Genomic DNA, 14,021 nt, shown 5'->3' on the forward strand with positions numbered 1-14,021 from the left:
AGAGGAGAGTCCCATGACCATAAGTCCCCCTGAACCGGGACAAAAAGTCAGGGTCGTGGTTGATAGAGATCCGGTGCCCGTCTCATTTGAGCGATGGGGCAAGCCCGGCCACTTCGACCGCACGTTGGCCAAGGGGCCCAAAACCACCACCTGGATTTGGAACCTGCACGCCGACGCCCATGACTTTGACAGTCACACCAGTGACCTAGAAGATATTTCGAGGAAAATCTTCAGTGCTCACTTTGGTCACTTAGCCGTCATTTTTATCTGGCTGAGCGGCATGTACTTCCACGGTGCCAAGTTCTCCAACTACGAGGCTTGGCTCACCAACCCTACTGGCATTAAGCCCAGTGCCCAGGTGGTTTGGCCTATCTTTGGCCAAGAAATTCTCAATGCCGATGTGGGCGGTGGCTTCCACGGCATTCAAATCACCTCTGGGCTGTTCCAGATGTGGCGAGCCAACGGCATCACCAACAGTTTCCAGCTCTACTGCACCGCCATTGGGGCGCTGGTGATGGCTGGTTTAATGCTGTTTGCTGGCTGGTTCCATTACCACAAGGCCGCTCCCAAGCTGGAGTGGTTCCAGAACGTGGAATCGATGATGAACCACCACCTGGCGGGCCTGCTGGGCCTGGGCTGTCTGGGCTACGCCGGTCAGCAGATCCACGTGTCGCTGCCGGTGAATGCTTGCCTGGATGCGATCGATGCTGGTCGCCCTTTGACTATTGGCGGTCGCGTCATCGATTCAGTAGCGGCGATTCCCTTGCCCCACGAGTGGATTCTCAATAAGGCCTTAATCGCTGACCTGTACCCCAGCTTTGCTGAGGGTCTGAAGCCCTTCTTTACCCTGAACTGGGGAGTCTATGCTGACTTCCTGACCTTCAAGGGCGGGCTCAACCCCCAAACCGGCGGGCTGTGGTTATCAGATACGGCTCACCACCACCTGGCGCTGGCGGTGCTGTTTATCGTAGCGGGCCACTTTTATCGCACCAACTGGGGCATCGGCCACAGCTTTAAAGAGGTGCTAGAGGCCCATAAAGGGCCGTTTACTGGCGAAGGCCACAAGGGCATGTACGAGATTTTCACGACCTCCTGGCATGCCCAGCTGGCGTGGAACCTGGCTCTGCTCGGGTCTCTCACCATCATCGTGGCCCAGCACATGTACTCGATGCCGCCCTATCCGTACCTGGCGACAGATTACCCCACTCAGCTGTCGCTGTTTACCCACCACATGTGGATTGGCGGCTTCTTGATTGTGGGGGGAGCGGCCCACGCGGCCATCTTCATGGTGCGCGACTATGAGCCCTCGGTGCATGTCAACAACAACCTCGATCGCGTATTGCGCCACCGGGATGCGATTATTTCGCACCTCAACTGGGTCTGTATTTTCCTAGGCTTCCATAGCTTTGGGTTATACATCCACAACGACACCATGCGGGCGTTGGGGCGGCCTCAGGATATGTTCTCGGATACGGCGATCAACCTGCAACCGGTGTTTGCCCAGTGGATCCAAGGCGTTCACGGAGCGGCAGCAGGGAATACTGCGCCCAATGTGCTCGCTGGCGTTAGCCCGGTGTTTAACGGCGACGTACTGGCGGTGGGTGGCAAGGTGGCCATGGCAGCAATCCCACTGGGTACTGCCGACTTTATGGTGCACCACATCCACGCCTTCACTATCCACGTGACGGTGCTGATTTTGCTCAAGGGCGTGCTGTTTGCCCGCAGCTCCAGGCTGGTTCCCGACAAGGGCGACCTGGGCTTCCGGTTCCCCTGTGACGGGCCGGGTCGGGGTGGCACTTGCCAGGTTTCTGGCTGGGATCACGTATTCCTAGGCCTGTTCTGGATGTACAACTCGATCTCGATTGTGATTTTCCACTTCAGCTGGAAGATGCAGTCGGATGTGTGGGGTACGGTTTCGCCGGATGGGGCGGTGTCGCACATTACCGGCGGCAACTTTGCCCAGAGCGCCATCACCATCAACGGCTGGCTGCGCGACTTCCTGTGGGCGCAGGCCTCTCAGGTAATTGGCTCCTACGGGTCGGCGCTGTCGGCCTACGGGTTGATGTTCTTAGGGGCGCACTTTGTGTGGGCCTTTAGCCTGATGTTCTTGTTCAGCGGCCGCGGCTACTGGCAGGAGCTGATCGAGTCGATTGTTTGGGCGCACAGCAAGCTGAAGCTGGCTCCAGCGATCCAGCCTCGCGCTCTGAGCATCACTCAGGGTCGGGCCGTGGGTGTGGCTCACTACCTACTGGGAGGGATTGCCACAACGTGGGCCTTCTTCCTGGCTCGAATAATTGCGGTGGGATGACCCGTTTGGTCATGGGATTCCCGTAGGGGCACAGCATGCTGTGCCTCTACCAATCCACACCACCGACTTTTGACGAATTGCGTTCTTTGACCCATTCGTACTCGTTTTGATTCATGGCAACTAAATTCCCTAAATTTAGCCAGGACCTGGCTGCCGATCCGACCACAAGGCGGATCTGGTACGGGATTGCCACGGCCCACGACTTTGAAAGCCACGACGGCATGACGGAGGAAAATCTTTACCAGAAGATTTTTGCTTCGCACTTTGGCCACCTGGCAATCATCTTTTTGTGGACCTCGGGCAACCTCTTCCACGTCGCCTGGCAAGGCAACTTTGAACAGTGGGTGAAAGACCCGCTGGGCGTGAAACCGATCGCCCACGCGATCTGGGATCCGCAATTTGGCCAACCCGCTGTGGATGCCTTCACCCAGGCGGGGGCCAGCTACCCGGTTAACATTTCATTTTCTGGGGTGTATCACTGGTGGTACACCATCGGCATGCGCACCAACACCGACCTCTACGGCGGGGCTATGTTCCTGCTGATTTTGGCGGCGGTGTTTCTGTTTGCGGGTTGGCTGCACCTGCAACCCAAGTTTCGGCCCAGTCTGGCCTGGTTCAAAAATGCGGAATCGCGCCTGAACCACCACCTGGCCGGGCTGTTTGGGGTGAGTTCGTTGGCCTGGGCTGGGCACCTGATCCATGTGGCCATTCCCGAAGCCCGGGGGCAGCACGTGGGCTGGGATAACTTTCTGTCGGTACGGCCTCACCCGGCGGGGCTGAAGCCGTTCTTTACCGGCCAGTGGGGGGTCTATGCCCAGAACCCAGACACCGCTAACCATGTGTTTGGCACGGCCAATGGCTCGGGCGATGCAATTCTCACATTCTTAGGTGGGTTCCACCCGCAGACTGAGTCGCTGTGGCTGACGGATATGGCCCACCACCACCTGGCGATCGCGGTGCTCTTCATCGTTGCGGGCCACATGTACCGGACTAACTTCGGTATTGGCCACGACATGAAGACCATCATGGAAGCCCACAATCCCCCCCGAGGCACCCCCTTCGGCGGCATGATTGGGGCGGGCCACAAGGGCATGTACGACACCTACAACAACTCGCTGCACTTCCAGCTGGGTTGGCACCTGGCCTGTCTAGGGGTGGTGACGTCGCTGGTGGCCCAGCACATGTACTCCATGCCGGCCTACGCCTTCATCGCCAAGGACTACACCACCCAAGCAGCGCTCTACACCCATCACCAGTACATCGCTGGGTTCTTGATGGTGGGGGCCTTTGCCCACGGCGCGATCTTCCTGATTCGCGACTACGACCCGAAGGCCAACGAAAACAACGTGCTGTACCGCATGTTGGAGCACAAGGAAGCACTGATCTCCCACCTGAGCTGGGTGTCGCTGTTCCTGGGCTTCCACACCCTAGGCCTGTATGTGCATAACGACGTGGTGGTCGCCTTTGGCACCCCCGAAAAACAGATCCTAGTGGAGCCGGTCTTTGCCCAGTGGATTCAAGCGGCCCACGGCAAGCTGATCTACGGCATGGATACTCTCCTATCCAACCCCGACAGCATTGCCACTACGGCCTGGCCCAACTACGGCAACGTCTGGCTGCCCGGCTGGCTAGAGGGCATCAACAGCAGTGCCAACTCGCTGTTCTTGAATATCGGCCCTGGTGACTTCTTAGTGCACCATGCGATCGCCCTGGGTCTGCACACCACCACCTTGATCTTGGTCAAGGGAGCGCTTGACGCCCGTGGCTCTAAGCTGATGCCCGACAAAAAAGACTTCGGCTACAGCTTCCCCTGCGACGGCCCTGGTCGGGGCGGCACCTGCGACATCTCCGCGTGGGATTCGTTCTACCTGGCGATGTTCTGGATGTTGAACACCATTGGCTGGGTGACCTTCTACTGGCACTGGAAACATCTCACCCTGTGGTCGGGCAATGTAGCTCAGTTCAACGAAAACTCGACCTATCTGATGGGCTGGTTCCGAGACTACCTGTGGCTTAACTCGTCGCAGCTGATCAACGGCTACAACCCCTACGGCATGAATAATCTGGCGGTTTGGGCCTGGATGTTCCTCTTTGGGCACCTGGTCTGGGCGACGGGCTTCATGTTCTTGATCTCCTGGCGGGGCTACTGGCAGGAGCTGATCGAGACCCTGGTGTGGGCCCACGAGCGCACCCCTCTAGCGAACCTGGTTCGTTGGAAGGACAAGCCCGTGGCTCTCTCCATCGTGCAGGCAAGGGTGGTGGGTCTGGCTCACTTTACGGTGGGCTACATTCTCACCTATGCTGCCTTCCTGATCGCCTCGACATCGAGCCGCTTTGGCTAGCGAGGCCGCTAATCCCCTCCTAGGAGGGGCAGGGGTGGGTTTTCCTGGCTCAGGCTTGACCCACCCCGCCCTCCGGGCACCCCTCCCAAGAGGGGAGTATAGACAACCCCATTCAAAATTTCTTCTTTAGACGATCTCTACCCTCTCCGATCGAAGAACAAGATTTTCTATTCAGCAAAATTCCTTAGGTAAAGCAGTCTTGCCTCGGTGGGCGGTGCCCACCCGACAAAGTATTTTGAATAATTTGAGGTGTGTGAGCGGCTCTCTACAATGCTCGCCGCCTCCAAGCTTGAGACGGATGGAGACTCTCCGCTTCTCAAGAGTCCTGGTTCTTCGGGGTAGTTGAGCCAGGACTTTTATTATTTTGGTGATCACCATGACTATCAAACTAGCGCTGACAACAACAGCGGTCTTGGGCCTGCTTTTTGGCCTAGGTTATGTGCTTGCCCCGGTTCAACTCAGTGCTCTATTTGGGGTCGCCTTGGACCCAGTTTCACAGCATATGGCCCGCAATTTTGGCAGCGCTCTACTGGCGATCGCAACCATAGCCTGGACAGCGAGATATTCCACCGATCCATTAGTCCTTAGGGGCATCAGTCTGGGATTTTGCATCTACTTCACGTTGGGAGCCATCAGCATCTTGTTGTTTCAGGGAACGGGGCTAGCCAACAATTTTCTGTGGTTCCCCATCACATTTCACGTTCTACTGGCGCTCATCTTTGGCTACCGTTTAGTCGCCAAAGCAGACCACTCTCCATAGCCGCTCTTGCACCGATGGGTTGGCGCTGAGAAAGATATGCTGGCGGGCATCTGCTGCCTGGGCGGCTAAACCGGCGATGATTTGTGGCGTCGGGGGGGCGCGATCGCAGCTTTCGCTATGCCAGTTGTCTAGTTCATGGGGTCTAGCCTTGGCTGACGGCTGTACCTCAACGAGATGCCAGAAAAAATCGAGCCGCTTGGTTTAGATCAACTATTTCTACAGAGCGATACTCCTCTCCTGTGCAGTGACTAGGATCAGTCTAATAAACGACTGAAGGACTATATATGAGTAGCCAAAATTCTCAATCGAGTCAGCAGCATGCTCCTACGGAGAGTCGTACTGAGCAATCTAGTTCTGAGCCTCAAAATCGCAGTATTCATCAACCACTGACCCCTGAGGATGTCTCGCCCGAACAGCGGGCTGCCCAAAAGCAGATGATGAAAAATAACGACACCATCCTCAACCCTGGCGATATTGTGAACGGCGAGAAATCTCTAGAGGAAAAATCTCAGCAGGTGGCGGTTAATACGGGAGATATTACCGGCGATCGCATTGTTGTGCCCACCTATTTTGTGGTGGATGACCCTGAGGAAGGGCGAAAAGCACTCCACCATATCAAAGATGCCGAAGAGATTTCCGACGTGATTCGTCAGGCACGGATGGACGAAGACGGCAACCGCACCTGGAACTAAAACTCCAGCGCAGCGACGCCATCTTGCAGAAGGCCTCTGACCACATGTTTGCTGCCCTAGTCATTTCCCGATAGGGCAGCAGCTGCATCTACCAGGGCAACGAGCTGGGCCTCACCCAGGCCGGCATTCTTCACCACCAGATGCGATATCCCTGCGATATTCAGGCCTATCCTCCTATGCTAGGCCGCAGCGCCCCCCCGGCCTATCTTGGCGGGGGCGCTGCGAATGAGTCTCTGTAATCATCTGAGCTCAAGCAACCCCTGTTGACCCAGGGCTATGAGTGAAGGATTGCTGGTTCTAGGCGGTATGTAGTACTTCGCTCAGCGCTTTCAGCAGGGTATCGACGTTTTCTGTTTGGCTGTTGTAACCCATCAGGCCAATCCGCCAGACTTTGCCGCCCAGCTCGCCCAGGCCACCGCCGACCTCTATGCTGTAGTCGGCCATGAGCTGACGACCGACCGCCTTGGCATCGACCCCGTCGGGCACCCGCACCGTGGTCAAAGTAGGCAATCGAAAAGATTCTTCCACGTGGCAGGTTAGCCCCAGATCGGCGAGCCCTGCCCAAAAATATTCAGCGGTTTGCTGGTGGCGCTGCCAGCGAGCCTCTAAGCCCTCTTCGGCCAGCAGTCGCAGGGCTTCGCGCAGAGCGTAGGTGAGGTTGACCGGGGCGGTGTGATGGTAGACCCGCTCTGGCCCCCAGTACTTGCGCAGCAGGTTGGCATCGAGGTACCAGTTGGCCACGGGCTGGCGGCGACGGGCCAGCTTGGCTTCGGCGCGGGGGCTCATTGTAAAGGGCGAAATGCCAGGGGCGCAGCTCAGTCCTTTTTGGCTACAGCTATAGGCCAGGTCAACCTGCCAGTCGTCTAGAAAAATCGGCACTCCACCCAGGCTGGTGACGGTATCGACCAGTAGCAGGCAGTCGTGGGCGGCGCAGGCGTCACCTAGTCCTTCGAGGGGTTGTCGAACCCCCGTGGAGGTTTCGGCGTGGACAATTGCCAGCACCGCCGGTCGATGCTGCTCTAGAGCAGCGGTCAACTCGTCTAGGCTAAAGGCTTCGCCCCAGGGGCGGTGGATGGTCACCACATCGGCCCCGTAGCGCTGGGCCATATCGACCAGGCGATGGCCAAAGTAGCCCTTGACGCAGACCAGAACGCGATCGCCGGGTTCTACCGCATTGGCGATAGTCGCTTCCATCGCCGCTGACCCTGTGCCGGCCACAGCGTAGGTCAGCGGGTGGGTGGTCTGCCAGGTATAACGCAGCAGCTCTTGCACCTCATCCATCATGGCTAGGTAGGCGGTGTCGAGATGCCCAATGGGCTGGTGGTTCATGGCGGCGATGACGCAGGGGTCAGCGTTGGAGGGGCCGGGGCCAAGCAGCAGGCGATCGGGTACCGCCAGGGGGGTGAGCGAGGCGGGTGGGGCCAGCCGCACTGAGCCATTGGGAGAAAGAGTGGTGACCATGGTGTATCCAGAGTTATTTCAGCGTGATTTGAAAGATGAAAGGCACTCAAGACGAGAGCCATCGGGGCGAACTGATTCTTTAGCTCTCGTCAAAACGATTAGGCCATGGGCTGACAACGATGGCTATACGTCGCTGCGCTGCCTCTGGTCTCAACCGTGACCAGTATCCCTGTCCTAAACGCAATAGCTATTGCTCTATTCTCCTATGGAAGCGACGTTCTGTAGCGTCAGGCACACCCTATCTAGCCCGTGGCGGTGAGCGATCGCAGCCAAACCACAAACAGCGCTCCTGGGGTTGAGGGATAGGCCCTGGCTTCGGGGGGTAGCCAAGGTGTGCCTTGGACGGGGCTGATCAAGTCGATATGCCCTCCCATGCCCTGTACTAAATCGTAGACAATGGCCAACCCCAGCCCCGTACCTGGAATCTCGCCCTGGGCCTGCACCCCCCGAAAATGCCGCCTAAACAACTGCGGCTGGTCATCAGCGGGAATGCCCGCCCCCGTATCGCCCACGGCAATGCCCTGAAAGACTTCACCATTGAGATGCTGCACCAGCCCTGCTGTAACCCAAACCAGCGACCCTGCGGGGGCATACTTCAGAGCGTTGTCGAGCAGATTGTGCAGCACCTCTCCGAGCGCCGAGGCATCGAGCCAGACCTGGGGCAGGGGGCTAGGAATGTGATACACCAGGTTTAGGCCTTTTTCTTCGGCCAAGGGCAGCCTAGACTGCACTAGAGGCAGCGCTACCGGGGCGATCGCCCCAGGTATAACCGTGAGCGATCGCCCGAGACCATGGCCCTGGGGCAAAGCCACCGTTTCTTGCTGAACGCTGTCGTTCTTGGAGTCAGTATTGGCCCCAGCCTGTGGCTCAGCCCCGCCCCCTGAGGCTGGCAGCAATAGCCCCCTGGGTAACAAATCGCCTTCGTTATCAAAGGTTGCGTCGGCGGCGATGACGGCATCGTCAAAGTGCTGAGCCAGATCTTGCAGTCGCCGACTCTCTCGCACAATGCCTTCGGCAATGGGTAAATTAATATCTTCGGGAGGTAAACGCTTGACGATGAGCTTGCCAAAGGTCTGTAGCGCTGTCAGCGGATTGCGAAACTGATGGAGCAGATCGTGGAAGGTCTCAGACTGATCGGCCTGGGTGATCTGGCGCTGGGCGAGCTGGCGCTGGAGCCACTGTTGACGTTGATCCATCATGCAGGCGATCGCTAGGGTGGTCGCCACCTGCTCGGCCTGCTGATAGTCATCCGCCGTCCAAGGCTGTAGCTGCCGAGTGCTGACCATCATGCCCAAAACCACTCCATCGTAGGTCAAGGGCAACACCAGCGGATAGGTCGCCCCAGGCTCAGGCTCAGACGCAGATCCCTGGGGTTTGCTAGCGGGAGGCAGAGCAGCTTGCCTCGCCAGCGAAGCTTCAACCTGCTGGTCTGGCGAGACCTCCTGAGACCGATCTTTCGCCAGACCTAAACTGGCCCCACCCTGGCGCTGATCTTCTCCCTGGGCAAACTCCTGAGATGCTCCCCAAACCTCTATCTCTCCCTCAGAGCCTAGGGTCAAACCATCCCTTAGCCCACTCCAGCGATCCGCCGTCTCCGGGTAGGCCACCAGGGGCACTAGGGTCGGATCGACCGACTCAGCCGTAGCCTCAGCCAGATAGATAACCGTCGACACTGCCCCTAGAGCCTGGGTCAACAACAGCACTTGAGACTGGCAAAGAGCGATGAATTCAGAGCTGGGAGAACCCACCATAACGGAGCAACATTTGAGTGTGACGGAAGAAAAATTAAAGTTTTGTCAATTTTTTAACAATTCTGTTCAGCCGCCGCCGCCGAAGAAGACCTTGTATTCATTACACATCATGGGTTGCAGGGCTTTTAGCCCAATTTTTAAGAGAAGTTGAAATTCTTATTTTGAGCCTATATACTTGGCCTGGTTAACAAATTTTGTAACCGAAACTACATCCAAATATCCAATGAGAGGGAGGTAGGCAACTTGGCAAGGAGACGCAAGCGTAAGAGTCGTCGTCGCTTAGAAGGCCGTCGCATTCTAGAGGCTGTTCCTCAGTATAGTATTGAGAGCGGCAATGAAAAACCCGTAACCGCAGCTCGGAATTTTATCCATTCCGAAGGCATTGCCCCCCCAGCCCTGCTGCTGGTCAAACGGAATGAACATACCACTGACCGCTATTTTTGGGCCGAGAAGGGTCTATTTGGCGCTCAGTATGTCGAAGAGAATCATTTCCTCTTCCCTAGCCTACGGGTACTGCTTGGCGAGTGTGAAGACGATGAAGAGAGTGCCGCCCTGGAGACTCTTGCTCATTAAGCTCTAGTCGACACTTAACTGCTGACCTAGGCAAACTGAAGTCGAGCAGCTTAGGTTGGTGTTAAGTCACTAAAAGCTAAGACAAAAAGAGCTAGCCCCCAAGGCTAGCTCTTTTTTTGTCGCAGAGACAATTACTCTAGGGGCCAAAAGTCTGCTCTAGGGCAATGAGTTCATCGCGGTGAGCGGTTACCGATACCGTTGCCTGGGGTAATGTGGCAGCACCGTCAGAACCGGGCCGCACCTCTAGAACAATTTCTTCGTCGCGATCAGAACCGCGCCAGTAAAACCACCCGGCGGCAGGGGCGATCGCCAACAACCCGAGAAACACCGGGCTATAGGTAGGCCAGAGATTGGTCAAAACCAGGGCAAAGCACAGCGCTCCCACAGCGGCGAGCAGAGTTAAAAAGCCAGCTAGAAAAAGACTGGGCCGCACCCTGCCCCGCAGCACAATGCGCTGGGGGGCAGCCTCAGCGGCAACAACGCGATAGGCGCGATCTTCAAAGTAAGTGGTGATCTCTTTCAACAGATCCAGGGGCTCTACCGAACGCACCACCGCCACGGTCTCCAGACGGTCTTTGGTGGAGGCTCGAATAAAAAAGACTAACCCCACCACCATCAGCAGGGTCAGCAGCAGGGTTGAAGCGGTCACAGTATCGGTCACGGGTGGGGCCAGACGAAGCTACTCTTCTAGAGTACGAAATCATGGCTCATAGAGATAGGCTCTGGCCCAGGTTCAACCCTGTTCACCATCGGGGCGAAGAAAAGACCGGCTGACTACAGGTAGGCTGTACTGACACACCCATGTAGGTCTTCCAGAACTCGGCTAACTCTTCGGCCTGGAGCCGCCAGTCGGGGTTAAGGCGATACATCCGCCGGGGGCGACCGCGACCCTCTACTTTTTTCCAGTAGCCGTCGATGGCGCTTTCATCTTCTAAAAACTTCAGCGCTCCGTAGAGCACCGTGTCGGATAGGCGATAGTGAATATATTGATCGGCTAAACGCTGAATCAGCGCAGTGCCGTAAGAATCTTGCTGGAGCAACACCGACAACACGTAGCAAACAGCCAGCTCTTTATTGAGATAAATGGGCGGTGGATCCTTGAAGAACTGATAGATATCCTCAAATTTCATGGGATCGCTCCAGATATGTTAAGGGATACCCCACCAAGGGCGAGGCAGGCTAAAAAAACAATGCCTTAACCTAAGACTTATTTGTCTCAGGTAACTTATTTGTATTTGTAGGTTAATTCTATGCACAGGTGATCCCCACGGTATCGAAGTGGGGGCAGATAGTAACTATCTGCAAATTTTTTTAGACATTATTAAATATTCGCCACCAGAGATAATTAGGATCGGATCCTACTTTGCTTATAACTATGTCAGTTTGGTGCAATCCCATGGGTAAAAAGTCGGTCATATCCCCGCTGGAGATGAATGCCGGGAGGGCGAGACGGGCCAAAATGGCTCCGACGAATACATGGTGTTTTCCCAAGAATTATTCTTGATCCAGCTCACGTTAATTCCAGCCATGATCGAGATCAGATCTTGGTACACCGGTAGAACTCTACTTTTAGACTGGGGTGGAGTTTAGCGGGGCTCTCGATCGCGCAGGCCGCTGCCGTTGGGCAGAGAATTTTGGCTGTTGGTTTGCAACACAATTCGCCCGTCACGCACCGCCGCCAGATGAATTTGGACGGGGCCAGCGGTGTAGATGTCGGTGGCGGCGATCGCCTGGAGGTCAAAGGTTTGGCCTGACTGCTGCACCGCTTCTAAAAAGTTGAGAATAGTTTCGGGGCGATTGTCGGCTACCTGCAACGTGTCGCTCACCACGCCATCTTGGCGAGCCCGAAACTGAGCTGCCGCCAGGAGCAAATTCATTCGCTCTACCAACTGGCGGTTGTCGTAGGGCGGGGGGTCTAGACTAACCGTGGCCAGGCGCTCGCCCCTGGCATAGATTTGCTCATTGGGGGTAGCGTCGAAGAAGACCTGCACGCAGGGTTCGCCCCGCTGAACGACGCAGGGCTCACCGGTAATGTAGTTGGCCGCTGAGAGCAGCCTGACGACGTAGTCTTCACCCGTGGCCAGTCGGTTGATTAGACTTTCGACCTCGCGGTTGCTGATCAGTAAAATTTGTTGGTCGATGAAGGCTCCAGGGGCGATCGCTCGGGCGACCAGCCGGTTGGCCTCTACCAAAAAGTCGGTCACAAACTCCTCTGCCTGCTCGCGGTTTTCGGCTCGGCCCTGGCCTGCCAAAATTTCTTGGTTGCGGTTGAGGGCAATGTTGCCCCGAAATAGCCCCTGAAACTGGGTCTGGAGGTCAGCCACCTGCTGTTCTAAAAAATCTTGCTCGGCCTCTAGGCTGACCAGCAGGTCTTCGCGCTGGGCAATCTGTCGATCGCGCTGGGCAATTTGCTCGTCAAGGTCGGCAATGGCGCGATCGCGCTGGGCAATCTGGGCACCAATGGTGGCCTGCTGCTGCAAGAGGCGATCGCGCTCTACCTTCAGGGTTTCAGTCGACTGGCGCAGGGTTTCGGCCTGCTGCGACACAGCGCTGAGTCGATCTACGGTACGGCCTAGCTGCGCCTCGGTGGCCTCCTGTTGCGCTACTGCCTGATCGAGCGACTGGTTAACCTCTTGAAGGCGAGCTAGGGCACGCTGGCGCTCGACGGTGGCTGACTCTAGATCTGCCTCAACCCCCGCTTGAGTTGCTTGGGCCTGGGCCAGGTCGCCCTCGGCCTGGGCCAAGTCAGCCTGAATTCTACCCAGCTCAAAGACACCGGTGCGCAACTGACTGCTGATGCCAAACAGCAGCGCCAGGGTAGAGGCCGATATCACGCTGCCGGTGGCAATACTGACTAGGGTGGCGGTTTGCCGGGGCCTGAGGTTAAACAGACTGAGACGGGCTTTGCCCACCCGCGTACCGACGCGATCGCCCAGGGTGGCGATTACACCCCCCAACAGCAGAATCGCCAAAATCAATACGTAACCAGAAACCATGCACCGGCCAACGGAAAATTTGCCTTCACTCTACTGTATGTATGGCCCCAGCTCCCGTAGGTCTCCAGCTAGCCGGTGCATAAGCTGGTTAGGAGGGCCTCAGCCGTCAAGACAACTCATGCCTAGGTAACCGGACTAGGTAAACTGCTGGCTCAGATTGACCGGGTCGTGAACGGTGATTTTCTTCTTGTAGATAGAAATCATACCTTCCTGGCGCAGGTCGCCCAGCAGCCGGGTAACGGTCACCCGAGTAGAGCCGATGGCTTCGGCGATCGCCTGATGAGAGAGCTTGAGATCAATAGTGATGCCATCTTGGCTGGGCACCCCAAAGTCACGACAGAGAATGAGCAAGAAGCTCACCAGCCGCGACCCCATGTCTCGGTGCGCCAGGGTCTCGATCATCATCTCCGTCTGCAAAATGCGGGAAGACAGGCCCCGCAGCATCAGCAGAGCTAGCTCAGGATTTTCTTCTAGGGCCTGCTCAACCTGCTCAATGGGCACCGACAGCAGCTCTACCGGGGTAAACGCCACCGAGTGGTAAAACCGGTCGGAGCGGTTGCCCGTAATCAGCGACAGCACGCCAAATACGCTATTTTCTCTCAGCAGAGCAACGGTGATCTCTTCGCCAGCTTCGTACACGCGAGACAGCTTGACTGCCCCCTTCAGCAAGAAGTAGACCCGTTCAGCCGGATCACCAGGAAAAAAAATGGTTTTGCCACGCTCATAGGACTCAACTACGGGGGGAAAGGATCCTCCCGACAGCTGGCGAAAAACGTTAGCAAGGGGCTTATCTTGGGTCACTACCATAACGTTCTGCTAAGAGCATCATAGAAACCACCTGCACCGACATACTCATCAACACGGCTACAACCATAGCCAGACCGGCAGTACAGAGCACTACTGGGCAATAAGCATAGGGCAACGTGACTGGGCTGGCACATGGAGTAATGCAAACGTTCCATGACTTTAAATCACTTAACCTCAACTGACCCGAGAGAGTTTGTATAAGAAAATACTTTTTAATCTCTTCTAGTCTTTTTTCTCGCTCACTGCCCACCACTAGCCCCAGAAAGCAGGCCAAGGCCTTGTATTAGGCGATCTTGGCTATACCCGACTTTTTTGGTCGGGTATGTTTGAC

Annotated in this window: 11 protein-coding genes; 5 read left to right on the plus strand and 6 right to left on the minus strand. The window is 56.5% G+C overall.

Going from position 1 to position 14,021, the window contains the following annotated elements:
- The first annotated feature begins 13 nt into the window (after positions 1 to 13).
- The 4 genes from psaA (at position 14) to AC0QKW_RS22885 (ending at position 6,102) form a co-directional block, all read left to right on the plus strand.
- Positions 14 to 2,308: a photosystem I core protein PsaA gene (gene psaA / locus AC0QKW_RS22870; protein WP_473153417.1), complete on the plus strand. Its 2,295-nt coding sequence runs from the start codon at positions 14 to 16 to the stop codon at positions 2,306 to 2,308.
- Positions 2,309 to 2,421: 113 nt separating this feature from the next.
- Complete coding sequence (gene psaB / locus AC0QKW_RS22875; RefSeq protein WP_473153418.1) at positions 2,422 to 4,650, plus strand: photosystem I core protein PsaB; 2,229 nt, start codon at positions 2,422 to 2,424, stop codon at positions 4,648 to 4,650.
- Positions 4,651 to 5,026: 376 nt separating this feature from the next.
- A complete protein-coding gene (locus AC0QKW_RS22880) occupies positions 5,027 to 5,410 on the plus strand; it encodes a hypothetical protein (RefSeq protein ID WP_473153419.1) in 384 nt (127 codons plus the stop codon).
- Between the two features lie 284 nt (positions 5,411 to 5,694).
- The gene (locus AC0QKW_RS22885) at positions 5,695 to 6,102 is read left to right on the plus strand and encodes a hypothetical protein (protein WP_473153420.1); all 408 of its coding nucleotides are present in this window, start codon (positions 5,695 to 5,697) and stop codon (positions 6,100 to 6,102) included.
- 297 nt (positions 6,103 to 6,399) lie between these two features.
- On the opposite strand, the gene AC0QKW_RS22890 is transcribed toward AC0QKW_RS22885, so the two are convergent.
- Positions 6,400 to 7,563 (minus strand): pyridoxal-phosphate-dependent aminotransferase family protein, encoded by a 1,164-nt coding sequence (locus AC0QKW_RS22890; protein ID WP_473153421.1) that lies wholly within the window; start codon positions 7,561 to 7,563, stop codon positions 6,400 to 6,402.
- Positions 7,564 to 7,805: 242 nt separating this feature from the next.
- Positions 7,806 to 9,314, minus strand: a complete 1,509-nt coding sequence (locus tag AC0QKW_RS22895) for a GAF domain-containing sensor histidine kinase (RefSeq protein WP_473153422.1) — start codon at positions 9,312 to 9,314, stop codon at positions 7,806 to 7,808.
- Positions 9,315 to 9,557: 243 nt separating this feature from the next.
- On the opposite strand from AC0QKW_RS22895, the gene AC0QKW_RS22900 reads away from it, so the two are divergent.
- A complete protein-coding gene (locus AC0QKW_RS22900; RefSeq protein ID WP_473153423.1) occupies positions 9,558 to 9,887 on the plus strand; it encodes a DUF3155 domain-containing protein in 330 nt (109 codons plus the stop codon).
- A 136-nt stretch (positions 9,888 to 10,023) separates the two neighbouring features.
- Here the strand turns inward: AC0QKW_RS22900 and AC0QKW_RS22905 are convergent, their stop codons facing one another.
- From AC0QKW_RS22905 to ntcA, 4 genes are all read right to left on the minus strand, one after another.
- Positions 10,024 to 10,548: a cofactor assembly of complex C subunit B gene (locus AC0QKW_RS22905; RefSeq protein ID WP_473153424.1), complete on the minus strand. Its 525-nt coding sequence runs from the start codon at positions 10,546 to 10,548 to the stop codon at positions 10,024 to 10,026.
- An 82-nt stretch (positions 10,549 to 10,630) separates the two neighbouring features.
- On the minus strand, positions 10,631 to 11,017 hold the full coding sequence (locus tag AC0QKW_RS22910; RefSeq protein ID WP_473153425.1) for a PadR family transcriptional regulator: 387 nt from the start codon (positions 11,015 to 11,017) through the stop codon (positions 10,631 to 10,633).
- Between the two features lie 456 nt (positions 11,018 to 11,473).
- Positions 11,474 to 12,883, minus strand: a complete 1,410-nt coding sequence (locus AC0QKW_RS22915; protein WP_473153426.1) for a DUF3084 domain-containing protein — start codon at positions 12,881 to 12,883, stop codon at positions 11,474 to 11,476.
- Positions 12,884 to 13,018: 135 nt separating this feature from the next.
- Complete coding sequence (ntcA, locus tag AC0QKW_RS22920; protein ID WP_473153427.1) at positions 13,019 to 13,690, minus strand: global nitrogen regulator NtcA; 672 nt, start codon at positions 13,688 to 13,690, stop codon at positions 13,019 to 13,021.
- Positions 13,691 to 14,021: the final 331 nt, after the last annotated feature.

This window comes from Pseudanabaena sp. PCC 9330 (assembly GCF_055795045.1).

Coding starts and splice junctions, on each gene's coding strand:
- psaA (WP_473153417.1), top strand. CDS start 14: ATGACCATAAGTCCCCCTGAACCGGGACAAAAAGTCAGGGTCGTGGTT.
- psaB (WP_473153418.1), top strand. CDS start 2,422: ATGGCAACTAAATTCCCTAAATTTAGCCAGGACCTGGCTGCCGATCCG.
- AC0QKW_RS22880 (WP_473153419.1), top strand. CDS start 5,027: ATGACTATCAAACTAGCGCTGACAACAACAGCGGTCTTGGGCCTGCTT.
- AC0QKW_RS22885 (WP_473153420.1), top strand. CDS start 5,695: ATGAGTAGCCAAAATTCTCAATCGAGTCAGCAGCATGCTCCTACGGAG.
- AC0QKW_RS22890 (WP_473153421.1), bottom strand. CDS start 7,563: ATGGTCACCACTCTTTCTCCCAATGGCTCAGTGCGGCTGGCCCCACCC.
- AC0QKW_RS22895 (WP_473153422.1), bottom strand. CDS start 9,314: ATGGTGGGTTCTCCCAGCTCTGAATTCATCGCTCTTTGCCAGTCTCAA.
- AC0QKW_RS22910 (WP_473153425.1), bottom strand. CDS start 11,017: ATGAAATTTGAGGATATCTATCAGTTCTTCAAGGATCCACCGCCCATT.
- AC0QKW_RS22915 (WP_473153426.1), bottom strand. CDS start 12,883: ATGGTTTCTGGTTACGTATTGATTTTGGCGATTCTGCTGTTGGGGGGT.
- ntcA (WP_473153427.1), bottom strand. CDS start 13,690: ATGGTAGTGACCCAAGATAAGCCCCTTGCTAACGTTTTTCGCCAGCTG.